Genomic DNA, 26,068 nt, shown 5'->3' with positions numbered 1-26,068 from the left:
ACTATTTAAACTAATTTTAACCTTCGGATTTTATAGTTTTAATGTACTGAGAATGATTGATTTACAGGAGGGCTTTGTTTTAGCGAAAGATTGAGAAAATTGTATGCCTGAGATAAAAGGGGAAGTGTAATAACAGCACGAATTAGTACATGATTAAAAAACCGCAATGTTCAACATGGCTATATGGAAGTTCCAATAACGAAGAGATCAATCAAATACAGTCTATGACAGAGCAACAGCCATCCTTTGGTATGTAGTGAACGGATTGAAATGACAAAATTCCAGCCTGCACTAGCAGAATTAAGGACAGAAAGACGATATGAGCAGATTACAAACACCAGATCACTTGTTCCAAAACTTTCTTTAATAAAAGGCGAAGCGCATTTATTGGAGAAATATTATAATAAGCTTAATGAGCAACATACCATTTCTGACAGCATTACAAAAATTTTTATTCCCGTACATCCAATCGATGTTCTTAAAGAACAAGTAATGTTAGAAAATGTAAGAGTAACAAAAGATACGAAAACAAAAACCTCGGCATCTTTCTAGTCGATCAAAATCTACGAGCAAGTATTCCTTTACTGGTGTTTTTTATGTAAAGGATATCTGTCCTATTATGATCGACACTACAACAAGTAAAGAGGAGTTATTGAGAAGCGCTACTATCTGTTCATTCGAAGAGTAGCATTGCAAAAATATAAAGCGGTTACAAAGATGATAAATACTAGCATAGAAGAGGAGGGATTGTGTATGAACGATTGCATTCTTTTACAGTCTAGTCAAGATTGGCATCTACAGAGAATGTATATGAAGAAGTTTAACAAACTGGTACTGGTAAAAAGTGTTCATCATAATTCAGCAGAGACAAGAGCCAAACTACAATATGAATTTTCCTTGTTTTCGAATGAGCAAAATCCTTGGTTATTAAAGCCAATAGCTATTGATTATATAGATGATCAATATGCGATCATCTATGAAAATTTTAATGGAGTCCCCTTAAAGCAATTCAGTAATAAATTGATTTCTTTGCATCAATTTCTCCAGATTGCCATTGACCTTGTCAATATTTGTATGAAAATGCAACAAAGTGGTTTACTTTATCTACACCTACATCCTAATCAAATCTTAATCAATCCTAATTCTTTAAAAATAAAACTATTAAGCTCTGAATTTAGTACAAAATATGATGTAGAATCTCCAGTTGTGATTGAAAATCCCTATGAACGACTAGAACAGCTACCCTATTATGCACCTGAGCAAACTGGCAGACTTCATTTAGAGGTAGACTATCGGACAGATTTATATGCACTGGGGACCATTTTTTACGAAATACTGGGCGGTCAATTGCCTTTTCAAGCAAAGGATGCCGTCGATTTGATTTATGAAATCATCACAAAAAAACCAGAACCATTGGTAAGTTTAGACAGTCGTTACCATTCATTGCTTTGGGAAATGATTGAAAAGCTATTAGCTAAAAACCCAGCTGATCGTTATCAAAGTGCCATTGGTTTGAGAGAGGATTTGCTACAAATCCAACAGAAACTTTTAGTAAACGAACCGCTTGAAAATTTCCTGCTTGGTGAACAGGATTTGCATCTGAATACGGGACTGTCTACTAAGCTTTATGGGAGAGAATCGCAATTCGCAGAGCTTTCCTCTGTTTTTCGTCAGGTTGCAAAAGGTGACAAAAAGATGGTTACGATATCAGGACAAGCAGGGTATGGAAAGTCCAAGTTAGTTCAAGAATTAAAGGGTGAAATAGCGGCCGCAAAAGGCTATTTTATTACAACTAAGTATGAGCAATTGCAATTAGAAAATGACTATTCCATTGTTATCCATCCTTTAAGGAGTTTATTGAAATTTATTTATATGGAAGGTGAAAGGTCTGTCCATTTATGGAAAAAATTATTTCAAGAGGTTAAATTAGTTGTGACAGATGAACTTATCCATCTATTACCTGAACTTAAATGGTTTGTGAAGGAGGAAGTACATTTCCAAAAAGAAGTTAGCCAAAATACAAAACAGCTCCATTCCTATACGTTTATATCGATTCAAAAAATTTTATTAACATTTGCTATGCAGAAGAAACCAGTTATATGGTTTGTAGATGATTTGCATTGGGCCAATCAAAGTACAGTTGAAATTATGACCCAAATTTTTGAGCAACACCGAGCAGGATACTTTATGATGATTGGTACATTCCGAGTGAATAAGGACAGCGCAGAGGAGGAAAATCAGCAAAGAACTTCTAGTTTTTCGAGCGGTCATCATATCCATTTACCCTTGCTTCAGGAACAACATGTTCAACAATGGTTGGAGGCGTCTTTCCATGCAAAGCCTCATACCATACAGATAATTGCCAAGCAATTATTTAATTTGACCAACGGGAATCCGTTATTTGTGAAAGAGGCGTTTCGATCACTCCAGCAAGATAACACAATTTATCTTAATGCAACAACAAAAGAATGGGAGTTTAATCGTAAGAAATTTAATTTATCCCGATTGAACAACGAGCTACTTGTCTTTATTGAAACTAGAATGGCTAATTTAACAACAGAAGCCCATGAGATTTTACGCATAGTTGCATGTTTTGGTCAGCGCTTTGAATTTACAGATGTCTTAAAGCTCGTGTCCTTATCAGCTCAAGCGTTATTAAAACACCTTGAAACACTTGTTGAGAATGGCTTTATTATTCCGTTAGATGCCCATTATAAATGGGCAAGTACGTTAGAGCATGAAGGAATTTTACATACATTTTCTACCAAATTCCAATTTGTTCACGATCGTATTCAACAAGTAGCTTATCAGGACTTATCAGGGCAATTGCGTGCTAAATACCATTATCAAATTGGCCAGCTTTTAACAGATGACTCTCAAATGGCTGCAGATCATGATCGATTAAGCGAAATCGTCATGCATTTCAATTACAGTCGCCACTTATTGACTGGGGAAGAAAAGCAAAAGCTGGCTATCTGGAATTATCAACTCGGTATTGAGGCTAAAAGAATAGGGCTCTTTGACAATGCGCTAAAATTTTTTACAACTAGTAAAGAACTATTGACGCCTGATCATTGGGAGACTAGGAGAGAACAGTCGGTTAAATTATATGCGAATTTAGGTGAATGTGAATATTTAACAGGCCACTACGAACAATCGGAAATGCATTTAACAGAAGCTTTGCAACATGCAGAGACAAAATTAGAAAAACTGATGATTAACAATTTGAAAACGGTATTATACATTGAGTCCGATAACCCTACTATTGGTCTAGAAGCAGGCTTGGCAGGTTTTCAAGTTGCGAATCTTAAAATTTCAGCATATCCTAAAAAGTCACAGCTTCTAAAAGAGTATCTATTGTTGAAATGGGCATTGCGACATATGTCTGACCAAGACTTGTTGCAGCATCCGCCAACGAATAGTAAAGAAATTGATATTTTGATTCATTTAATTATTAATATGACGGCAAGTGCTTTCCTATTAAATCCTAACTTAACAGGCATTCTTTTAATGAAAGGGCTGCGTTTACAGTTGAAGTATGGCGCTACATCGAAAAGCGGCATGGTATTGATTAACTATGCTATGCTTTTAAATGCAGGTTTTGCCAATATAAAAGAAGCCACTCGCTTTGGCAAACTTGCCATCATTGTTGCGGATAACCAAGAAAGCATATATATCAAGGGCCATACTTATTATGTGTATGGCGTGTTTATCAGTCATTGGACAGAGCCCTATGAAACCAGTATTCAATATATTAATGAGGCTCAAGCAAAAAGCCAAGAGCTTGGCTTATATCATTTAGTATCCTCAGCATCATGTTTTATTGTCGCTATACGCCTTATTCAGGGTGTTAACCTAGAGGATTTACAACAAGAAATTAGACGACAACAAGAGGAATTTTCTATTCATGCAAGTACCCTTTCGATTGACTTTTTAGCCGAAATGGGGAGATGGATGAATATCCTCCGTTCTCCACATCATCCTGTATATTGGGCTTGTCCCATCACAATACAGGATCAGCCTGCTATTAAAATCATGCATTATACTTTGCGTTTACAAATGTCCTTTTTATTAGCGGATGAAATACAAGGGAAAGCGATTCTGGTGGAATTAAAGAAGCTAAGTAAGGACACTTATACATTACCAATCACCACGGTCTATTATTTTTATCGGGCCATGTGGCAATTTCACTTTCTGCTTAGTCAAAATTGTCAGGTACAGGAGCAGAGGTTATTTTTAACGGATATACGTCAAAGCCTCAAGAAATTTAAGAAATGGGCTGTTTATTCTTCAGAAAATTATGAGCATCTCTATGCTTTATTAATGGCAGAGAATTACCGTTTACACAATAACGACAGTGAGGCAGAACTCTATTATGACCGAGCAATACGATTAGCAAGTATGAATGGTTTTGTACAGGATACAGCCTTAGCATATGAACGAGCTGCAAACTATTATCTCGCAAAACAGCAAAAGAAAACGGCAAGGCATTATATATTGAATGGTATTCAAAGTATTGAAACGTGGGGAGCAGAAACAGTTGCTAGCAGATGGGCAAGAGAATATCAAGTGCATCGCAAACTGGAGAATCACAGTAGAGAATCACTCACGTTTGATATGATGACGGTTTTTGAGACGACTCAATCATTTGCAACAGCTATTCGTATGGAAGATTTACTGCATAAAATATTGTTTTCACTGTTAAAGCATGTGGGGGCAGATAGTGGCTATTTCATTCATAAACAGCAGCAGGAATTATTGGTGTTAGCAAAGGCGGAAGCTGCGGAAAAAACATTTACGATGTATGATCAACAAAGTATGGAGAATTTTAATGCGAATATGCAATCGATAATACGCTATGTTCTTAATAGTAAAGAGCATGTGATTATCGACAATACACAAATAACACAGCATCCTCTTTTCTCCTATTCGACGGCTAAATCTATTCTTTGCCTACCGATTATCCATCAAAATGAAATTATTTCGATATTGTATTTTGAGAATACTTTAATGACGAATGCCTTCCATCCATCTCATGTTCAGCTATTGAAAGTAATTGCGGCTCAAATTGCCGTTTCTTTTGAAAATGCGAAAATATATGGAGATTTAGAAAAACGTGTTCAGTTGCGTACTAGGGAGCTAGATGAGACGAATCGGCATTTGATAAAAATGAATGAACGTTTAGAAAAAAATGAACTGGAACGTAAAAAACTCTTGCATAGTATTTCCCATGAATTACGCTCCCCGTTAACCTCTACATTAGGGTATATAGAACTTATGCTAGAGGGCGTGATTGATGACGCAGTAGCCAGAAAGAAATATTTAATACGAAGTAAAGAAAGGCTATTATCATTAAATAACTTAATTCAAGATTTGTTTGATTTAGCAAATCTAGAAGCTGGTAGAGCAGAATTTTCTTTTACAGAGGTAAAGGCAAAGGAATTATTTTTACAAATGGCAACCCGTTATGAGGATGAAGTAAAACAATCAGGATTAGCATTCAGTGCTCACTTTTACGGTCATGAAGAAGCTCAGCTACTGATTGATAAAACGCGAATCAATCAAGTGATTGAAAATATCATGACCAATGCAATGAAATATACATCAAATGGTGGTATTCAATTGTCCTTCCATGTAGAGGACAAGCACTTGATTTGTTCGATAGCAGATAGTGGCATTGGTATTGCTGAGAGTGATCTTCCCTTTATTTTTGATAGCTATTATCGAGCAACTAACACTCATGAAGCACATTCGCATGGCATTGGCTTAGCTATCTGTAAACAAATTGTTCGCCAGCATAATGGTGAGATTTTTGTTGAAAGTCTTGAAAATGAAGGAAGCATATTTAGCTTTACATTACCACTAGTTAAGGTATTGGTAAAAAATTAAAAAGGGGTGGTGAGTGTTTTCTTACTTCTCACCACTCTCTTTTTTATAAACGAATTGGTAGCCAAAGCCTCTCACTGTTTGAATCCATTTCGGCTTTGAGGGGATATCTTCAATTTTACGACGAAGCGTACTAATATGGACAGATACGGTTTTCAAATCAGTGACACCGTCATAGCCCCACACATGATCAATGAGTTGATCGACACTAATCACTTGATTCGCATGCTCAATTAGAAAAAAAAGGAGTAGCTTCTCCTTCGTAAATAAATTTAAAAGCTGTCCATCCTTATAAACATTTTTCTCATCTAAATGTATGGACAGATTATCTATATGTACAATATTACTTTTCTTTGTTGGGTTTCTTCTTTTTAAATTTGCTTGGATACGGGCCAATAATTCTTTTGGAATAAATGGCTTTGTCATATAATCATCTGCCCCCACCTCAAAGCCCTCAAGTTTCTGTTCAATTAGATGATTGACGGTCACAAAAATGATAATGACATCCGATACATCACGGATTCTTTTGGCTAACTCGAAGCCTGTACCATCTGGTAAATTAACATCTAACAAGATTAAATCTGGTTGTTGCGTGACAGCGAGATGCCAGCCACTGGATAGAGATGATGCCTTTAATACATTATAGTTAGCATTAGCTAGCGTGAGCGATAAAACCTCCATAATATCTATATCATCTTCCACTATTAAAATTTTCTCGTTCGACATATCTATTAATCACCTTCCTATTTCAAATATACCAACTTTTGTCTAGGTTGGGAATTAGAAGACTTAGGACTCGAATGATTTTAGAATCCCTCATAACCTTAGTCAAAATAATCATGCAAGTTTACTAAAAAAAATAAAGACTTCTATTTCCCATGAGAAAATGAAGTCTCTAAAAAATTAATCTAGGTGTGCGATAGCATGGAGTAGATCGTCACGGATGGCCTCCCAAAATTGCTGTTGAACACTATCACTGTACGTATAAAGCTCTTTATGTTGAACATGCTCATAGATGGCAGCAATCGTTTCTTGATGAAAAGAGAGACGATGGTTTAATAGCTCTCGTTCTTCTTCAATACAAAATAGTTTATAAATATCGGATAAGCGTTCAAACTTTGCTAATTTCTGTGTCATCACTTCATATTGTGTTTGATGAAAACGTCCTACGGCAGAAGTCATTGAGATTTTTGCCCGATGCTCTGCTTGTAATGTCCGATACTCCTCTTGACGGATGGCCACACGATACCAAAATTCATAACGATTAGGTAATTCTTTTAGTTCATAGGTAAGTAATGATTTTAAAATTGAATGCACTTGTTCATATGTATCGATGATCTTCGCTGGTTCTTTAAAAATGCCAAACATACTACCACCCCCATGTAGTTTAATACTACGAGTGAAGATTAAAATCCTTTAAAATAATCATAATATTCAAAAACGAGAACCTGCTAATTATTGAAACCCTGACTCCGTAGTTACGTAAAGATTTACAGGGGGTGAGTGAATGTATGAGTATAAATTTGTACAAACACATTTAGGTAGCTTTTTTCAGGAATCTACCTATCGGAAAACAATCGAAGAATACGCGAAGCAAGGTTGGCGTTTAGTGCAAGTATTGCCGATTGCTTATAATGGTCATGGGAAACCAACAGACTATGAAATCATTTTTGAGAGATTATTATCATGACTATCAATGAACGCTAGATTCTTGCCATAAATGGTGGGAGTTTAGCGTTTTCTTATTTTAATACAAAATTTGCTGTTTTTATTAACAAAAATAGTGTATTCAGAAAAATATAGAAATAGCATTTACAAAACAAAAATATATGTGTTAACTTAAATATTGTTAATGGTTAACTTAAAAGAGGGAGGTTAACAATGCAACATTTTTGGGTTGTCGGTACAGATACGGATGTTGGGAAAACAATTGTCACCACCATGTTGATGTGTCATTTACAAAAACAAGGCTTGAAAGTTTCACCATACAAGCCTGTGCAAACAGGAGAGGTATACGAAAACGGTCGTGGCTATTATCATGATACAGCCATGTATGAAAAGTATTCCTTACAAAAGCTTCAACAAGAGCATCTCAATAGCTATTCATTTAGAGAAGCTGCATCGCCACATTTTGCTGCGCAACTGGAGGGGCAGCAAATTGATGTCAATGAGCTATTATTGCGGATTCAATTATTACAAGCGTCCTATGATGTTGTGATATGTGAAGGAGCGGGTGGGCTTTTTGTTCCTTTTACTGCTCTCCATGGGATGACGCTGCTTGATGTCATCGTCAGTAGCAAGCTGCCAGTAGTGCTTGTTACAAGGACATCCCTAGGGACGATCAATCACACATTATTAACAATAGAGGCATTGCGCTCTCGTGAAGTTGACGTTCTTGGCATAGTGTTTAATGGGAACACAGGTAGCAGTATGGAGCAAGATAATATACAAACGATTTTACAGTACCATCCCTTGCCCTATGCGATTATTCCAAAGCTACAAAATTTGTCACAGCTAAAGGATTATGCCATGACGCACACAACACTGTTTGAAAGGCTTTTTAACTATGAAACAAGCATTAACTGATTTACAGCTAAGAGATTTACGTCATGTTTGGCATCCATGCTCACAAATGAAGGACTATGAGGCATTTCCACCCATCGTCATAAAAAAGGGGCAAGGCGTGTGGCTTTATGACGAACATGATCAGCGTTATTTGGATGCTGTATCTTCTTGGTGGGTTAATTTATTTGGACATGCCAATCCGCGTATTAGCAAAGCTTTAAGTGAGCAAGCATTTACATTAGAGCATACGATCTTTGCTAATTTTACACATGAACCAGCCATACAATTGGCTGAAAAATTAACCACATTAGCACCACAGGGATTACATAAAGTCTTTTTTGCCGATAATGGCTCATCTGCTATTGAAGTTGCACTGAAAATGAGCTTTCAATACCATATGCAGACGGGGAAACCAGCAAAAAAGCGCTTTCTCGCCTTGACGGATGCCTATCATGGAGAAACTATTGGTGCTTTATCCATAGGAGGGGTAGGGCTTTACAATGAAGTTTACCAGCCACTGTTATTAGATACTGTTCGTGCTAAAGGGCCAGATTGCTTCCGCTGTCCATTTCAGGAAGATCCAGCAAGCTGTAATGCACCATGTAGTCAATTTGTTGAGGAACAACTTCAAGCGCATCATGAGGAAATCACAGCAGTTATTATTGAACCATTAATTCAGGCTGCAGCAGGTATGAAAATGTACCCACCTGTCTATTTACAGCGCTTACGGGCGTTGTGCTCACATTATGATGTGCACTTCATTGCAGATGAAATTGCTGTAGGTTTTGGTCGGACCGGTACATTATTTGCCTGTCAACAAGCGGACATCATGCCAGATTTTATGTGTTTATCAAAGGGGCTAACAGGTGGTTATTTACCTTTATCAGTTGTCTTAACGACGGAGCAAATCTATGACGCTTTTTATGATGATTACGGAACAATGAAGGCTTTTTTACATTCGCATAGCTATTCAGGCAATACATTGGCCTGTCGTGTGGCACTGGAAGTATTAACGATGTTTCAAGAGGAACAAGTGATGGAGATGATTCAGCACAAGGGACAATACATGCGAGCGTTAGCCATGGAAGCTTTTTGTGATATGCCTTATGTGGGTGAATACCGACAAGTTGGTTTAGTGGGAGCAATTGAACTAGTAAAGGACCGGCGGACAAAGGAAGCGTTCGCCAGTGAGGAGCGTATCGGCTATCAAATTTATCAACGGGCTTTAACGAAAGGCTTACTCATCAGACCGCTCGGCAATGTTCTGTATTTTATGCCACCTTATATTATTTCTGAAGAGGAAATGTCATTTATGATTCATACAACGAAAGAGACAATCGAACAATTTTTCCAGGACAGGAGGGCTAAGGGTGGGTAAGCGACAACAAACATTAGCGCTAGTCATGATTGCCATGTTTGCTGCTCTAACAGCAATCGGAGCTTTTGTTAAAATTCCATTGCCTGTCGTACCGTTTACATTACAGATTGTTTTTGTATTTTTAGCAGGCTGTTTATTGGGTAGTCGGAATGGTTTTTATAGTCAACTTGTCTATGTCAGCGTGGGCTTAGTAGGCTTACCTGTTTTTACACAGGGTGGTGGTATCACATATGTCTTACAGCCAACTTTTGGTTATCTGATTGGCTTTGCCCTAGCCGCCTATGTGATTGGGTTCATTATTGAAAGGATTGAGACGCCGACGAAAAAGCATTTTATTGCAGCAACCATTATTGGGCTGGTTATTATTTATGCTGTGGCTGTTCCTTATTTGTATGTAGCATTGAATTTCTGGTTAGACATGAAGTCAAGCTGGTCACATGTGTTTGTTGTCGGCTTTTTAAGTAGTATTGTCGCTGATTTTTGCTTAGCTATTACATCAGCGCTATTAGCTGAGCGCTTGTATAAAGTATTTCAGTCAGCAAGAAATGTGAAATTTTCACACGTAGAGGGGGAGAATGTAATATGAATTATTACCAATTAGCACAAGAAGTTATTGCTGGAAAGATCATTAGCAATGAAGAGGCACTTGCCATATTAAATAGTGAGGATGATGCGCTATTACAGCTTATGGATGGTGCTTTTACGATTCGTCGTCATTATTATGGTAAAAAAGTTAAATTGAATATGATTATGAACGCCAAAAGCGGATATTGCCCCGAGGATTGTGGCTATTGCTCCCAGTCCTCTAAATCAACGGCTCCTATTGAGAAATATCCATTTATTACAAAAGAGGAAATTTTAGCAGGTGCAAAACGAGCGTTTGACAATAAGATTGGGACGTATTGTATTGTAGCCAGTGGTCGTGGGCCAACACGTAAGGATGTCAATGTCGTGAGTGAGGCGGTTGCTGAAATAAAAGAAAAGTATGGCTTGAAGGTTTGTGCCTGTCTTGGCTTACTAAAAGAAGAACAGGCACAGCAACTAAAGGAAGCGGGGGTGGATCGCTACAATCATAATTTAAATACATCGGAACGTCATCATTCCTTCATCACGACCTCACATACATATGAGGATCGTGTCAATACGGTAGAGATTGTGAAAAAGCATGGAATTTCACCTTGCTCGGGTGCCATTATTGGGATGAAGGAAACAAAAGAGGATGTCGTCAATATTGCACGCGCCCTCCATCAATTGGACGCTGATTCTATTCCTGTAAACTTTTTAAATGCAATTGATGGCACAAAGCTAGAAGGGACTAAGGATTTAAATCCCCGTTATTGTTTAAAGGTTTTAGCTTTATTCCGCTACATCAATCCGACAAAGGAAATCCGTATTTCGGGTGGTCGTGAAATCAATTTGGGCTCACTTCAGCCACTTGGTCTCTATGCAGCTAATAGTATTTTTGTTGGGGATTATTTAACAACAGCAGGACAGGAAGCGAATAGCGATTATCGCATGCTGGAGGATTTGGGCTTCGAAATAGAATTAACACATAAACAAGAAGAAGTATTTTGTTAAACTTATGACATGTAAATCTACTACTACAGCAAAAACCGTACTATTGTACGGTTTTTTGGTTGTAGTGAAAAGAGACGGATAGACCTGACATCACTGGCAGTGGATATACCTATAAAATCAAGGTTTTCACAAATTGTTCAATGAAAGCGTTTTGAAATTGAACAGTTTGTGAAGACCTTCACATAAAGCTTTCTTTTTAAAAAAATCAGCGTAAAATAAGAATCAAGTAAGGAATTGTTATAAAACAGTTGATAAGTCATATCACAAATTTTGGTGGTTGTTATATTACAAAAATAATGAGTGAAGGGAGCTTTTCACATGTGGGTTATTACAGTTTTTGATAAAAAGGACGTTCGAATTTTTGAGTACGCGAGCAAAAATGAGGCAACAGAAGCTTTAGCAAAATTCAAGAAAAATGCCGTTTTAACGTATACAAAATGAGTTGCTGATAAAGCAGCCCTCTACCGACAGAGGGCTGTTTTTTAATGTACAACAATGGAAACAGCACTGTACATTAATAATAGTGCCATAATCATGTTAAATGGTTTTCGGTATTGCTGTAGTGCTTTTTGAAAAACGGAGCCACATAATGCCCAACTAAATGTACTGATTACCCCTACTAGCGCTAAAAAGAACGAGAAGAGTAGATAGCTTATGTAGGATGAGTAGTAGGGTAGGATGTAAGTTACGACAACAGTAAGACCAAATAAAATACCTTTTGGGTTAATAAATTGAACGAACGCTCCTAAAAAAAATAGGTTTCGTTTTTTTTCTTCATTGTCGTGATCCTCTAATTCTTTGCTTGTTAAAATTTTATAAGCCAGGTACAACATATAGCCTACACCAAATATGGTTAGGGGTAATTCAATGGCAGGTAAAATGTTTAACATGATCGTGTTAAAAAAGCTACTAAGACCAATAATGATGAAAAAACCAATCCCTACACCTAAACAGAATGGAATCGTTTTCGCTAAGCCATATTGTTTAGCAAAAACCATCGCCATAAAATTATTCGGGCCAGGTGTAAAGCTTGTAATGATGATAAATAATAAAAAGGAAAATACAGGCAAAACAATCCCTTCTTTCAAGTTGTATGATATAATGCACGAAATAGACTGTATAACGTCGGTCTTTTTATTATACAAAACGTGCGTTATATTGTACATACAAGGAGGGCTTTTGGATGGAAGAAATTCATCTCGTCTTTGCGAGAAATTTAAAGGCAATTCGAGAAAGGGAGAAATTAAGCTTAGAGAAGGTTTCTCAGCTTAGTGGCGTGAGTAAAACGATGATTGGTCAAATTGAGAGGGGAGAATCCAGTCCAACTTTGACAACAATTTGGAAAATTGCAAATGGATTAAAGGTTTCGTTTACAGAGCTTATTCATCCTCCCCAACCTGAGACGGAGGTTATTCGCGGTAAAGAAATTCAAGTATTGAAGGAAGATCATGGCCGATATATGGTTTATCCTCATTTCCCCTATCAAAAGGATAGTCGTTTTGAAATATATACAATTGAAATCAAAGAAAATGGAACGTTAGATGCTGAGGCTCATCGAGAAGGAACGGAGGAATATATAACCGTTTTTGATGGGGAATTAATCATCCATATACAGGGTCAGGATTATCGATTAACAAGTGGTGATGCCATACGATTTAAGGCTGACCGTCCACACACATACAGCAATCCAGGTAGTACAGTAACACGACTTAGTATGACTATTTACTATCCACATTAAAAAACGTATAAACGCTTTTCACAGCGTTTATACGTTTTCGTTTTATAAAATACTAGCTAAACGTTTAATTCCCTCACGGATGACTTCAGGTGTTGCATTTGTATAGTTAAGACGCATTGTATTCACATTCGTTTTTGATGTGTAGAATGGATCGCCAGGCACGAAGGCTACCTTTTGTTCCATCGCTTTATTGAATACATCAAGGGCCGGTGTACCGTCCTTCATTGTTGCCCAAATGAACATGCCACCCTCTGGTCGTGTATATTCAACATGGGCAGGGAAAAACTCCTGCATAGCATCAAGCATCGCATCCGACTGATTTTTATATAAAGCAATAATTTTCTTTACATGTTCGGTATAATCATTACTTGCTAAGTAATCGTAGATAACATATTGTGAAAAAATATTAGTATGAAGATCAGACGCTTGCTTCGCTGTTTCAATATGCTGCAAAAGCTCTTTGTTTTTTGTGATAATAAAGCCAAGACGCATGCCTGGTGTGACCGTTTTAGAGAAAGAACCTAGTAAAATACTATTTTCTAATTTACCAGCACCGATATATGGAAGTGGCTCCCCTTGGAAACGTAGCTCTCCGTATGGATCATCCTCAATTAAAGCAACATCATATTTTGCCACTATTTCGCAAATTTGCTCACGCTTTTCTTTCGAATATGTGAGTCCTGTTGGGTTTTGGAAGTTCGGCACCGTATAAATGAATTTTACATTTGGTTGTTGTAGAGCACGCTCTAACTCTTCTAAGTTAAGACCATCATTTTCTAGCGTAACACCATGGAAAGTTGGCTCTGTTAATGTAAAGGCTTGAATAGCCCCTAGGTAACCTGGCTCTTCGATGATAATGCCATCGCCTTTATTGATAAGTACTTTACCAATTAGTTCAAGCGCTTGCTGTGAACCTGTAGTAATAAAGACATCGTCAGCATGTACATCAAGTCCATGGACACGTTGATATTTCGCGGCAATATATTCACGCAATGGTGCATAACCCTGTGTGGATGAATATTGGAATAATCGGCTGCCATTTACTGTAATAGCATGGTCTACGGATGCTCTCAATGCTTCAATCGGGAAAGAAATCGGGTTTGGAAGCCCGCCCGCAAAGGAAATAACGTCCTCTGCATCTGTCACTTTTAAAATATTTCGAATAAATGAGGATGGTGTTTTTAAGATTCTTTCAGAATATTGCATAATTATCGGTCCTTTTTTTCTGATTTTTTAAAAATTATATCATTGTCATCGTGTGCATACAATATTATCATTGTATGCAAGACAATTAAACTATTGTATGCAAATTAAGAGAAAGAAGGGCCTAGTGAATGCCTATTAATTCATTTGACGAGTATCCAATGAGTTGGAAGCCGGATATTAGCAATATTTCTGCTCCGTTATATATAGCCATCGCACATCAGCTAGAACAAGATATTAAGGATGGAAAGCTAGTACCAGGCACAAAATTGCCACCCCAGCGTGAATTAGCTGATTTTTTAGATGTGAATTTGAGTACGATTACAAGAGCCTTTAAGCTTTGTGGCCAAAAAGGATTAATTTATGCCTCGATTGGCAGCGGTACATTCGTTTCAACAGATGCGGCTAGCAATAAAATGTTACTGCCAACCAACCATGCCACACCTATCATTGAAATGGGCTCGGTTTTACCAGATAATTTTGTTAATGATGATATTACACGCTTTATGAAGAAAATGATAAACGAACCTAGTTTTAGCATGCTATTTCAATATGGACGACCTGAGGGCAATGCATGGCAAAACGAAGCCGTGATGAAGCTACTCGAACTAGTAAATTTTCAAACAGACCAGCCTATTCTTCTAGGAGCAGGCGGACAAAATGCCATTGTGGGAACCCTTGCAGCTTTATTTCAGCCAGGCGACCGCATTGGTACAGATCCAATTACCTATGCAGGCATTAAAACAGCTGCAAATATGCTTGGTATCCAGCTTGTGGCTATCCAACAATGTCAGGGTGAAATGACAAAAGAAGGATTACTATATGCTTGTAAAAATGAACATATCAAAGGAATCTATGTGATCCCTGATTTTCATAACCCAACGACTCATACGATGTCAGTAGAAACAAGAAAAATGATTGCAGACGTGGCAAGACAGAAGGATTTGCTTGTAATCGAGGATGCTATCTATAGCTTTCTCAAGGAGCAACCGCTTGCTCCGATTGCTTCTTATGCACCTGATAAGGTTATTTACATTGCTAGCCTATCTAAAACACTATCACCTGGTTTACGATTATCCTTCCTTGTGACACCGCCTGCGCTACGTAAAAAAATAATGGAGACACTCTATAATATCAACATTTCTGTTTCTCCTATCATGCTGGAGCTTGCAGCACGATTAATCCATGAAGGTGTTGCCCAAACGATATTAGAAAAACACCGAGCATATGCCAAGCAGCAAAATGCGCTTGTCGATCAGTATTTAGGGGATTATCACATATTAGGGGATGAGGAATGTATTTTTAGGTGGCTCCAATTGCCTGACAAATTTACGGGTGTTCAATTTGAATTGTTAGCTTCGAAAGCTGGTGTACAAGTCTATGCAGCGGAACGCTTTGCCGTAGGGAATACAAAGCCTGTCAATGCCGTTCGTTTAGCCATTGCAGCGCCAGAATCTCAACTTGAGCAAGCGTTAATTATTTTAAAGGACCTCCTCGAAAGTAATGGTGATTATGCATTTGTTGATTAGAGGTTATGGGGCGTATAATAAGGCTAAGAAAGAAACGAGGTGATGAACATGGCACATAAAGGGCGTGTTATTTTGCATGTGGATATGAACAGTTTCTATGCTTCTGTGGAGCAAGCACATGACCCAAGTTTAAAGGGGAAGCCTATCGCAATTGCAGGGAACCCAAAGGAACGGCGTGGCATTTTAGTAACTTGTTCATATGAAGCAAGAGCGCTAGGCATTTATACAACTATGACTGTTCATGAAGCAAAGCGTAAATGTCCTGAGCTATTGTTATTACCTCCAGATTTTCAAAAGTATCGTCATGCATCTAAAGAAATGTTCACCATTCTTCGAAGCTATACACCATTAGTAGAGCCTGTTTCGATTGATGAGGGTTACTTGGATGTGACTGAGCTAAGCAAGGAACGGCATGCCTTAAGTATTGCCCAGGAAATACAAGCGCGCATTTTAGCTGAGCTGGATTTACCTTGTTCCATCGGTATTGCACCGAATAAATTTTTAGCGAAAACAGCCTCTGATATGAAGAAACCAATGGGGATTACCGTACTACGAATACGGGATATTGAACAGCAATTATGGCATCGTGAGGTTGTCAACATGCATGGGATTGGAGCAAGTACTGCTAAAAAATTAAATGCACAAGGCATCTTTACAATAGGTGATTTAGCTAAGACAGAAGAATTTAAAATGAAGCAAATTTTAGGGAAGAATGGGGTACGGCTTCGAGCAAGGGCCAATGGGGTGGATCAGCGCATGGTCGATCCTGAGGCAATCTTTGATACGAAAAGCGTTGGGAATTCAACAACATTACCAGAAGATGTAACAGATGTTCGTACACTTCATAAAACAATCGAAGGTCTATGTAAAAAAGTGGTGGAGCGTCTTGATGCCAAGCGCTTAGCAGGTTCAACTGTGAGCATTCAAATTCGGGATGCTGATTGGCATAATCATACACGTTCGAAAACAATGTCCAATGTCCTGTATCGTTATGAAGAAATTTACGACATTGCTTGTACTTTATTTGATAAGCATTGGGATGAATCTCCTGTAAGATTACTTGGTGTAACGGTTTCCAATGTGGTGGATCGTAAAGATTATTCACAGCAATTATCGATATTTGATTTTCAGGAGCATGCGAAAGATGAACCGATTCTCAAGCTTGTCGATGAAATTGAGGGACGGTTTGGCAAGGGGATTATAAAACGTGGTGTAGATTTAGGGAAACGTTCCTCCTATCAATCACAAACAAGCTTTAGTAAAGATTTTTTAGATGACCATGAATGAGAAAGAATGAAAGTAGGTGTATCTATGCAATACAAGGAGTATGGGGATGCTAACAATCCTTTCATGATGTTTATTCATGGAGGGGGCGTTGGAGGGTGGATGTGGGATCAGCAAGTTCGCCATTTTTCCCATTATCACTGTGTTATACCTGAGCTAATGACACACAATCCATTTTCCATTGAACAAAGTGCGAAAGAGCTTCTTCTGCTTATTGAGAAAAAAGCCAATGGGAAGCCTGTTATAGTAATTGGTTTCTCTTTAGGAGCGCAAATCGCTATTCAAATGCTAAGTCTACAGCCTAGTTTAATCGATTTTACGATCATCAATAGTGCGCTCGTGATACCCTCTCCTACTGTGGAAAGGATGCTTCAACCGTTTATTCGGCTGTCATTTCCGCTTATAAAAAATAAAACATTTGCGAAACTTCAAGCAAAAGCCCTGTACATTCAAGAAGACTATTTTGAGCGTTACTATCAAGAGAGTGCCACGATGAAAGTAGATACATTGATTCAAATTTTGCGAGAAAATATGTCGTTTTCCATCCCAGCTGACTTTAACAAAGCTCAAGGAAAGATCCTAATAACTGTGGGAGAAAAAGAGAAAAGCAACATGAGAAAATCCGCTAAAGCACTTGTGCGAAGTCATCCAAATAGCAAGGGTGTGTTATTGAAGAACATCGGTCACGGCGTCTCATTAGCCCAGCCTGCATTTTTTAATCGCTTTGTAGAGAATTGGATTAAGGATGGTCAATTACCTGAAGGGACAGTTATTCGGTAGGGGAACCCCATTACGAATCGTCATCCATAATGGAGTTGATGTATGGATCATTGAAAATAGTGAGGATATAAGTGTTTATGCTGCAATATCCATTCCTTCATTTCTATCATCATTTCTTCGTAGCTAGGGACAATAAATGAAAAGTCATTTCTTGTATTTATTAATGTTTTATTGATTTGAACAACGTGATGAGGAAGAATTTTTATACTGTTGTTCAGGAAGTGCTTATTAAATAGATGCAGTAGATCGAGTTTAGAAATACTTGTCGTATTGACGAGATGATAGAGTCCTGTTAAATCTTGTTGTGCAGCACGTTCAATGGCTTTAGCCAAAGTAAGTGTTGTCACTCCCGTCCAAATAGCACCCGAATAGCCATAGACGGGACTTTTTTGTTGCATAAACCAATTGAAGAGTCCGATGCCATCCTTTTTCAAATCAGGACCAATTATGGAATTACGAAATGTTATGTGCTTGTCGTTATTCACTTCCCCTATACCTTTGGTGCGGTCATAAAAGGTTTCCCCGTCTAGTACACTATTTTCATAGTAGGGAGCACTTTTGCCTGAAAATACGCAGTCGGTACTTATATGAATAAGCTTTGTGTGACGATTTTCAAGGAGAGATACAATGGCATGCGGTAAATAGCTATTCAGTAAAACACTTTGGGCAGGATGAGCCTCACAAGCATTGTTTAAAACACCAATACAATTAATGACGACATCTACCTCATTGTCTAGTAGTAGCGACCTTAAAAAATGGGAGTCTGTCACATCACCTGTTCTATTATTGCCATAGGGAAAAGGGGTTCGAGAGTATGTTGTTACATCATGCCCTTGTTCACATAAATAGATGGCAATGGTATGACCAGCCATGCCTGTAGCACCGAGCACTAAAAATTTCATGGTTTTCCTCCTGTCCAATGAAGGAGCTCTTCTTGTATAAGAGGCAATGTTAATAGCTTTACTTTAATGTCAGCCACACTTAATTGTTGGGTATTGTTCGAGTTATATTCATCCGTTAATGTAATTTTTGGAGAGCCCTCATCGAGGTATTTTCCATAATTTAAATCCCGATTATCCGCGGGGATTCGATAGAAATGGCCCATATCAATAGCTTTTGCTGCTTCCTCCTTCGTACATAATACTTCATACATTTTTTCTCCGTGCCGTGTTCCGATAATTTGCATGGCGTTGTTTGCTTGAAAGATCTCAAGTAAAGCCTGTGCTAAATTTGCTATTGTGGCAGCAGGTGATTTTTGCACCATAATATCCCCGTTTTGAGCATGTGAGAATGCGTACAATACCAATTCTACCGCTTCCTCAAGGCTCATCATAAAACGTGTCATATGAGGGTCCGTAATCGTTAAAGGTTTCCCAGCCTTTATTTGTTCAATGAATAATGGGATAACCGAGCCTCGCGAAGCCATGACATTACCGTATCGAGTGCCACAAATTAGGGTATGGTGAGGGTCAACCATTCGTGACTTTGCAATAAACGTTTTTTCCATCATTGCCTTGGATATACCCATCGCATTGACAGGGTACGCGGCCTTATCTGTTGACAGGCAAATGATTTTCTTGACGCCAGCTTGAATGGCGGCTGTTAGTACGTGATCTGTTCCTAAAATATTGGTTTTCACAGCTTCTAAGGGAAAAAATTCGCAGGAGGGAACTTGCTTGAGAGCGGCGGCATGAAATACATAGTCAACATTATACATCGCATTGTGAATGCTTTGAATATCGCGGACATCCCCGATATAAAATTTAATTTTTGTATGCTGATAGTGTTTTCGCATATCATCTTGCTTTTTTTCATCCCTTGAAAAAATCCGAATTTCCTTGATATCCGTATTTAAGAATCGCTTTAATACGGCGTTCCCGAAAGAGCCCGTGCCTCCAGTAATCAATAATATTTTATCTGTAAACATTGTATAGTTCGTTACACCTCCTGCATGCTATTATTTCAATCCTCTTTGATGTAGGTCACATTCTGAGTTCTCCCTAGGGTAGTTGTACCAATAAGCAAATTCGTTAGTATATTTACTTGTCGGATTTTTATCCATCAGGGCGCAATTAAAATCCCAATCTCCTGCAATATCTTTGCGTATCGTAAATTTCGCATCTCCAATTAAACTTCTCCTGATAATCTTAAATTGCCCAGGCAAGGAATAGCGGTTGGATTCATCTTTAATAAAAGCAAAGCCATTTTTAATAATCATGTTGTAGTAGTAAATATCAAATGTGCCATCCACTTGTGCTAGTACATTGCGAATAGCAGGTAAATAGTGGTCATCACTATCGATGATGGCTATATAATCTCCTGTTGCTTCTGCAATGCAGCGATTGTAGGCAACACTCGCACCTAAATTCGTTGGGTGAACGATGATTTTTAAAGCTGCACAGTTTTTCTGATAATCCTGTAAAATGGCTAGCGTATTGTCTGTAGAGCCATCATCTACCACAATAATTTCATAGGCATATTCTTTAGGAATACTATCAAGCATCGTTACGATCCATTCTTCGCTATTAAATGCAGGTGATAAAAAACTAATCTTCATCTGATCCCTCCATTCTATGTTCATTAGTAGAGTTGTTCCATGTGACTGAGTAGATCCTTTAATACAATATGCGTAGACGTAGTGCTACTGTAGGCAATTGCTTATTTTAGGATGTTTTTAAGAGAGTGTTTTTAGATAGAATTTTTATGTTTACTAGAGATATGGCATAAGAAAGACGAAAATTTACTAACATAAGCACATTTAGCAAGAGAGGTCATAAACTAGCGAGAGCGCTTTTTTTAGAAAGAGGGATACGATGACAAAAAGAATAGCATTTATTTGTAGCGTGGAATCTTACAAACTTTCGGATGCCCATATTTTCAAAGATTTGTGTCTAGTGCCTATTTTATTGGGGGAACATTTAGGCTATGAGGTCACTATTGTCACGACAGAAATGAATGAAGCTCTACTTCAACAAGTCTTTCCCACTGTAAAATTTGAGTCTGTACCATTTGAAGATGATTATGTGGTGAATATGAATGCTTATTTAGCCCAACATGCAAGGGACATCGACATTGCCTTTGCTATTGGACCCTATCCATCCTATTTAGCTATTTTGAAAACCTATAAGCATTTTAATCCAAATGGCAAAATTTATATGAAATTAGATGTCAATCGATTTTGGCTAAATCGATTAAAAACCTATCCCTATTTTTTAGAGTTGTTGCAGCTTTGTGATCTCCTTACCTCTGAATGCATATCTATTCAAACAGCAATCAAAGACTTTTCACAATTGGATGTGAAACATATACCCAATGGTTTTTATGAACATTTTCCCACAGAGCCAGTGCCGTTTCACGAGAAAGAAAATAGAATTCTAACAGTTGGGCGATTGGATGCACCAGAGAAGCAAACAATTTTGACAGTCAAGGCATTTTTAGCAGCACAACTGCCAGATTGGGAGCTTCGTTTAGTAGGGCCGATGTCAGTCTCATTTCAAGAAGAGCTGAGACTATTACTAGATAGTCATCCGCTTGCCGCTCAAGTAACGATGGTAGGACCTATTTTTGATAAGGTCCAGCTAGAAGAGGAGTATCGTAAGGCTAAAATTTTTTGCTTAACGTCTTTAGTCGAATGCTATGCCCATGTCTTTGCGGAGGCAGCTAAAAATGGTTGCTATATCGTGACAACAGATGTGGATGGTGCTGCTGATATTACACAACAACAGCGTTTTGGTACAATCCATCCTACACATGATTGGGAGGCGATAGGTCGGACATTGCAACAAGTTGCAGCACAGGAATCATTATTGGCAGATACTTGTGTCCAGCTTCAAGCATTTGCCCGCAAGGAATTAAATTGGAGGCAGATCGTCAAGAAGGTTGCCAATTATTTAGGTGAATAAAAGTGAATCTTTTCTGGATTGAGAGGAGTATTCTTTTCTTTATACCAGTATTTCCTATATAATAAAAACTAGTTTTATAAAGCTAGACAATCATGGGTAGACACAAGGGGAGACTAGAATGGAAATACTACAAGCAACAATGGATGAACTAGAGGACTTAGCAAAACTGTTTGATGAATATCGTCAATTTTATGGAATTGAGTCAGATATAAGCAGTGCCAAGGCATTTTTACAATTACGATTGGCCTTGAAAGAATCCGTCATTTTTATCGCGCTGATGGATGACAAGATAATTGGATTTACACAATTATATCCAACATTTTCGTCCATTGCTTTACAGCGAGCCTATATTTTAAATGATATTTATGTAACAGAAGATGCTAGAGGCCTAGGGGTGGGCAAGGCATTGATGGAAAAGGTATTTCATTATTGTGAGCAACAGTATGCTCGCTATGTCACGTTACAAACGGCGGCTGATAATGTAAATGCACGTAAGCTTTATGAAAAGCTACAAATGAAGCAAGATGAATATTGTAATTATGTTAAATATTTTATGTAAGCCGAAGTGGTGAATCTCATCGTTGGATGAAAATGCTTCTTTCAGATCATAAATATCCCCTAGATCGTTTTGATCTAGGGGATATTTTTAATTCTAACTATTTTATTTCAAGCGTATAGGGTTGTGTGCTAGCTTTGCCATCAAACTCACTTACTTCAATATAGTATTTGCCTGCATCAAGCTCCACCGTACCAACCTCGGCATCACCAACACCGTAAAGATCGAATGTTTTGACGGTTTTTCCGTTTGCATCTAACACTCGAATAACACCATCCAACGCTTTTTCTGTTTGGAGTGAGAAGAAGACTTCGCGTTTCTGATCGTTATTCCATTCAAAATAGTCTTTATCACCAAATGGTATACCTGCATTTAAATATTGCGTTGCAACCCATTTCTCATCCTTTTTCACAAGAACAGATGGCTTGCTAGGTACTCCATTTACTAATTTTGAATCCGCATCTTCATCCACATGCTTATGATCAAACAATGTTAATGTATAAGGCTGAATCGATACTTGGCCAAGCCCCATGCTGTTGACTAGAATAAAATAGCCTCGATCCTTCTTCGCCTTAAACGATGTATTTACATCGTTTGTACCCATCATTCCAAGTAACATTTCAAGAATATTATCACCTAAGCCAAATGGAATTTCTGTCTCCATTTCTTTGGCATCAATCTTCATATTGCCGTTCGTATCTTCGATAATAGCTCCTGCAAATTTCAAGTCTTTTTGCAGTTCTTTAGGTAGCTGAGCCAATTGTTCATTAGTAAAAGGAACTGAAGAAAGAAGCAGACTCATGACCTCATCATTGCCTTGTTGCTTATAGTAGTAATAATCTACATCATCTTGATAAATCAGGTGGTCTCTATAAGTAGTACCTAGTTGAATTTTTAGCGCTTTTGCTTCCTCATGATTGTTTGGATTGTACTCTGCTGGAATATCGCCTATTTTCTTTGTTTTCAATGTATAAGGCTCAGCAGATCGTTCTCCAGCATTGACAACGGCTACCACGTATGTTTTGTCCTTTTTCAATGGTATGACCTTTGCATCGTCTTCGTTACCAGCTGAACCAAGTAGTAGTGCCAGTATACCAAGGTCATTAGTTAAGGAAGAAACGGGAATTAATTCTTTTGTTTCTTCATCATATTCAAACACTGTACCTGTCGGCATTTGGTTCATGCCTTTCAAAAAGCTGAAGCTATAAAGGGCGTCTTCCTTCGCTTTAAATAAGAAATAATCCTCATCATAATCTGTTTGGAAATAAGCTTTTTGATCGTCACCTATTTCAAAGCGGATTGCTTGCTTAATGATAGGGTCAACATTTTCTAGATTGCCTGAAGCCGTAGGATTCAATAACATACTCATCAGGCTGTCAATTTCATTACGTTTTTTTATGTTGTTTTCTATAAGCGGTAATGGGCTCTCTGGAACATTTTCTTCGATCATGGCTTCATCTACAGGTAGACCATCCTCATCAGGTGGGAGGGAAACTACTTCACCTTTTAATGTGTAAGGGATCATCGATTCACTGATCGTTTCTTCTTTTTCGATGCCGCCACTAAAGAACATCTCCATAGAAAACTCGCTATTACTTTCATTAGATACACTTAAAACGTACTCTTGATCTGGAACAGCGTCGATAATCATACGAACCGGTTCACCTTTTGCTGTACCATAAGCGGTCTGCATTGGATAGGCTTCTTCTTCACCTTCATCATTTTCAGCTTGATCGATTTCTTCTGGTGGCACAGGATTAAAGTCATCTTTTAGATAAAGCTCCATAGAGGCAGTGACACCAGGAATTCCCGATAGATCAAATTGTAACGTCGTCGGTTTTTTGACAGAGAACGTGAAGTAATCTTGATCTTGTTGTTGATCTTTTGACAGTAATGTATAGTTTTTACCTGCTGTACTATATGGGAACTTTTTAATAGGCTCCATCGTAGACTTGTCTATTGTATCAATTGGCAAGTCCTTCGTCGTTTGTGCTGTAAAAATGTAAGTAGATTTGCCTTTTAAACTATAGCTTCCATTATGATCTTTGACACCAATGACAAGCGTTCCCTTTTGATCTGCTTTAAATAGATAACCTTCTTTTTTTCCTACGCGAACATCATTGACATGGATAGGCTCTACATCACCAATCCCGCTATTTGGGTAGAAATATAAATCAAAGGCATAGTCGTATTTGTCAGCGCCTTTTAATGTTAATTGAGCATATTCATTTTCTTCTAAATCGACTTTATACCATTTCTTTTCGTCTTGCTGTTCAAAAGCACCCTGTTCTGTATTTAGCTTATTTTTAGCAAGGATCTTGGCGTTCTTAATACGATCTTCCTTTGTCTCTGAATAATGCTTAGGCAATTTATTTAAATCAAATTGTAATGCTTTTACAGGATCAACTAATCCGTGACCATAAGTAAGATCATAGCCTTTCTCGCCCAAATCTTGTGCGGTCATTTCTAAAATCGCTTCTATTTGATGCGGTTTTAAAGATGGGTCTTTGGATTTAAGAAGAGAGGCGATACCTGCCACGACAGGAGAGGCCATGGATGTTCCACTAAACTTGACAAAAGATGATCCTTTCTTCGCATCATGAACGGTACTATAAATGTCTTCACCTGGTGCAACAATATCCACAGATGGTCCGTAATTGGAGTAGCTCGATAGTTTGTTACGTTCGTTTGTTGAACCAACACTAATGACACCTTCGAAAGAAGCGGGGAAGGAATATTCATCTGTCGATTCATTTCCTGCGGCCGCCACAATTGTAATCCCACTATCAATCGCTTTCTGAACGGCTTCCTTCATCAGGGGAGATTCACCATAGCCTCCTAGACTCATATTAATGACGTCAACGCCCTGCTCAATTGCATAAAGAATACCCTGTGCAATGATGAAATCATTAGCACCTTCTTTGCCGTTAAATACATCAATTGGCAGTAACTTTGCATTCGGATTAATCCCATGCCCACCTACGCCATTATCTTTTGCTGCGGCGATAATACCTGCCACATGTGTTCCGTGATCGCCTGAATAAGTAGTATTAGCAGGTGCTGCTGCATTATAGGGTGGAAGTACTTGTGACTTTAGATCGGGGTGTTTAAAATCTACACCAGAATCAATGACAGCAACTGTGACATCATGGTTGCCTGCTAATTCTAGTGCCTTATCCATTTGCAGTAAGTTTAAATGATACATCTCTTGTTTTTTAGGATCAGCTTCTTTATTAAAAGAATGATAGATGTAACTAGGAGATACACTTGATATTCCGTTTTGCTTTAAATAGTAAGAGACGGCTTTTTCGATCGATACGCCTTTATTTAGTTGTACAACATCATACCCTAATGAAGGAATGGAGCGGATGACCTTGGAGCCAATTTTTTTATGTACGTTTTTATCAAGACCTGAATGCTTGATAACAATTGTATCCTTACTCATCCATTTTTCTTCATTCTTCTCTGTTTGTTTGCCACTGTTTGCCAGCATGTTTTTCGCTTTATGCTGAGGTGCCTCAGCAAAGGCAGAAGCAGCAGGAACCATGAGTGCAGCAGATGCTACAACAGCGACTGATTTTTTATACCAACTTTTCAATTGTTATCTCTCCTTGGTGTTATAAATTAAATCTCGACTATATTAATACGGACAAAGATTAGAAAAGTTTC

22 protein-coding genes are annotated in these 26,068 nt (G+C 38.0%); 14 read left to right on the top strand and 8 right to left on the bottom strand.

Going from position 1 to position 26,068, the window contains the following annotated elements; all coding sequences use genetic code 11:
- Positions 1-270: 270 nt before the first annotated feature.
- Both AC1RFD_RS09175 and AC1RFD_RS09170 read left to right on the top strand, forming a co-directional pair.
- On the top strand, positions 271-552 hold the full coding sequence (locus AC1RFD_RS09175) for a hypothetical protein (protein WP_054549183.1): 282 nt from the start codon (positions 271-273) through the stop codon (positions 550-552).
- A 201-nt stretch (positions 553-753) separates the two neighbouring features.
- Positions 754-5,889 carry an ATP-binding protein gene (locus tag AC1RFD_RS09170; protein ID WP_492474852.1) on the top strand — a complete coding sequence of 1,712 codons (5,136 nt, stop codon included), beginning with the start codon at positions 754-756 and terminating at the stop codon, positions 5,887-5,889.
- Positions 5,890-5,910: 21 nt separating this feature from the next.
- Here AC1RFD_RS09170 and AC1RFD_RS09165 read toward each other — a convergent pair whose 3' ends face one another.
- Entirely contained in the window at positions 5,911-6,612 is a 702-nt protein-coding gene (locus tag AC1RFD_RS09165; protein WP_048392324.1) for a response regulator transcription factor, read from the bottom strand.
- Positions 6,613-6,789: 177 nt separating this feature from the next.
- Positions 6,790-7,254 (bottom strand): hypothetical protein, encoded by a 465-nt coding sequence (locus AC1RFD_RS09160; RefSeq protein ID WP_103118398.1) that lies wholly within the window; start codon positions 7,252-7,254, stop codon positions 6,790-6,792.
- Positions 7,255-7,393: 139 nt separating this feature from the next.
- Between AC1RFD_RS09160 and AC1RFD_RS09155 the strand changes: the two genes are divergently transcribed.
- From AC1RFD_RS09155 to AC1RFD_RS09130, 6 genes are all read left to right on the top strand, one after another.
- Positions 7,394-7,576 (top strand): DUF4177 domain-containing protein, encoded by a 183-nt coding sequence (locus AC1RFD_RS09155; protein ID WP_048392326.1) that lies wholly within the window; start codon positions 7,394-7,396, stop codon positions 7,574-7,576.
- Between the two features lie 191 nt (positions 7,577-7,767).
- Entirely contained in the window at positions 7,768-8,472 is a 705-nt protein-coding gene (gene bioD, locus AC1RFD_RS09150; protein ID WP_492474851.1) for a dethiobiotin synthase, read from the top strand.
- On the top strand, positions 8,453-9,829 hold the full coding sequence (bioA, locus tag AC1RFD_RS09145) for an adenosylmethionine--8-amino-7-oxononanoate transaminase (RefSeq protein WP_342556790.1): 1,377 nt from the start codon (positions 8,453-8,455) through the stop codon (positions 9,827-9,829). The genes bioD and bioA overlap by 20 nt, the downstream gene beginning before the upstream one ends.
- On the top strand, positions 9,822-10,415 hold the full coding sequence (locus AC1RFD_RS09140) for a biotin transporter BioY (protein WP_259950828.1): 594 nt from the start codon (positions 9,822-9,824) through the stop codon (positions 10,413-10,415). The genes bioA and AC1RFD_RS09140 overlap by 8 nt, the downstream gene beginning before the upstream one ends.
- Positions 10,412-11,407, top strand: a complete 996-nt coding sequence (gene bioB / locus AC1RFD_RS09135) for a biotin synthase BioB (protein WP_112118343.1) — start codon at positions 10,412-10,414, stop codon at positions 11,405-11,407. Before AC1RFD_RS09140 ends, bioB begins: the two co-directional genes overlap by 4 nt.
- Positions 11,408-11,725: 318 nt before the next feature.
- Entirely contained in the window at positions 11,726-11,848 is a 123-nt protein-coding gene (locus AC1RFD_RS09130; protein ID WP_004231260.1) for a hypothetical protein, read from the top strand.
- 41 nt (positions 11,849-11,889) lie between these two features.
- Here the strand turns inward: AC1RFD_RS09130 and AC1RFD_RS09125 are convergent, their stop codons facing one another.
- Positions 11,890-12,477 carry a LysE family transporter gene (locus AC1RFD_RS09125; RefSeq protein WP_279496359.1) on the bottom strand — a complete coding sequence of 196 codons (588 nt, stop codon included), beginning with the start codon at positions 12,475-12,477 and terminating at the stop codon, positions 11,890-11,892.
- 113 nt (positions 12,478-12,590) lie between these two features.
- On the opposite strand from AC1RFD_RS09125, the gene AC1RFD_RS09120 reads away from it, so the two are divergent.
- Complete coding sequence (locus AC1RFD_RS09120) at positions 12,591-13,145, top strand: helix-turn-helix domain-containing protein (protein ID WP_054549190.1); 555 nt, start codon at positions 12,591-12,593, stop codon at positions 13,143-13,145.
- Positions 13,146-13,187: 42 nt separating this feature from the next.
- On the opposite strand, the gene AC1RFD_RS09115 is transcribed toward AC1RFD_RS09120, so the two are convergent.
- Complete coding sequence (locus tag AC1RFD_RS09115) at positions 13,188-14,351, bottom strand: aminotransferase-like domain-containing protein (RefSeq protein ID WP_492474850.1); 1,164 nt, start codon at positions 14,349-14,351, stop codon at positions 13,188-13,190.
- A 128-nt stretch (positions 14,352-14,479) separates the two neighbouring features.
- Here AC1RFD_RS09115 and AC1RFD_RS09110 point away from each other — a divergent pair, with 128 nt between their 5' ends.
- From AC1RFD_RS09110 to AC1RFD_RS09100, 3 genes are read left to right on the top strand one after another with little or no spacing between them, the layout of a single operon-like run.
- The gene (locus AC1RFD_RS09110; protein ID WP_004231269.1) at positions 14,480-15,877 is read left to right on the top strand and encodes an aminotransferase-like domain-containing protein; all 1,398 of its coding nucleotides are present in this window, start codon (positions 14,480-14,482) and stop codon (positions 15,875-15,877) included.
- Between the two features lie 48 nt (positions 15,878-15,925).
- The gene (locus AC1RFD_RS09105) at positions 15,926-17,164 is read left to right on the top strand and encodes a DNA polymerase IV (protein WP_004231271.1); all 1,239 of its coding nucleotides are present in this window, start codon (positions 15,926-15,928) and stop codon (positions 17,162-17,164) included.
- Between the two features lie 24 nt (positions 17,165-17,188).
- Entirely contained in the window at positions 17,189-17,941 is a 753-nt protein-coding gene (locus tag AC1RFD_RS09100) for an alpha/beta fold hydrolase (RefSeq protein WP_492474849.1), read from the top strand.
- Between the two features lie 47 nt (positions 17,942-17,988).
- Here AC1RFD_RS09100 and AC1RFD_RS09095 read toward each other — a convergent pair whose 3' ends face one another.
- Genes AC1RFD_RS09095 through AC1RFD_RS09085 form a run of 3 tightly spaced genes read right to left on the bottom strand, consistent with a single transcriptional unit; the run spans position 17,989 to position 20,498 of the window.
- Positions 17,989-18,843: an SDR family oxidoreductase gene (locus AC1RFD_RS09095; protein ID WP_492474848.1), complete on the bottom strand. Its 855-nt coding sequence runs from the start codon at positions 18,841-18,843 to the stop codon at positions 17,989-17,991.
- Positions 18,840-19,868 (bottom strand): polysaccharide biosynthesis protein, encoded by a 1,029-nt coding sequence (locus AC1RFD_RS09090; RefSeq protein WP_054549192.1) that lies wholly within the window; start codon positions 19,866-19,868, stop codon positions 18,840-18,842. Before AC1RFD_RS09090 ends, AC1RFD_RS09095 begins: the two co-directional genes overlap by 4 nt.
- Positions 19,869-19,898: 30 nt before the next feature.
- A complete protein-coding gene (locus tag AC1RFD_RS09085) occupies positions 19,899-20,498 on the bottom strand; it encodes a glycosyltransferase family 2 protein (RefSeq protein ID WP_016993848.1) in 600 nt (199 codons plus the stop codon).
- Positions 20,499-20,754: 256 nt separating this feature from the next.
- Between AC1RFD_RS09085 and AC1RFD_RS09080 the strand changes: the two genes are divergently transcribed.
- Complete coding sequence (locus AC1RFD_RS09080) at positions 20,755-21,843, top strand: glycosyltransferase family 4 protein (RefSeq protein WP_115673362.1); 1,089 nt, start codon at positions 20,755-20,757, stop codon at positions 21,841-21,843.
- Positions 21,844-21,961: 118 nt separating this feature from the next.
- A complete protein-coding gene (locus AC1RFD_RS09075; protein WP_048392339.1) occupies positions 21,962-22,402 on the top strand; it encodes a GNAT family N-acetyltransferase in 441 nt (146 codons plus the stop codon).
- Between the two features lie 97 nt (positions 22,403-22,499).
- On the opposite strand, the gene AC1RFD_RS09070 is transcribed toward AC1RFD_RS09075, so the two are convergent.
- Positions 22,500-25,997, bottom strand: a complete 3,498-nt coding sequence (locus tag AC1RFD_RS09070) for a S8 family serine peptidase (protein WP_492474847.1) — start codon at positions 25,995-25,997, stop codon at positions 22,500-22,502.
- Between the last annotated feature and the right edge of the window lie 71 nt (positions 25,998-26,068).

This window comes from Lysinibacillus sp. GW823-FHT02G10 (genome assembly GCF_058797135.1).
The sequence above is the reverse complement of the archived record's forward strand: the minus strand, read 5'-3'. Positions and strand labels throughout refer to the sequence as shown.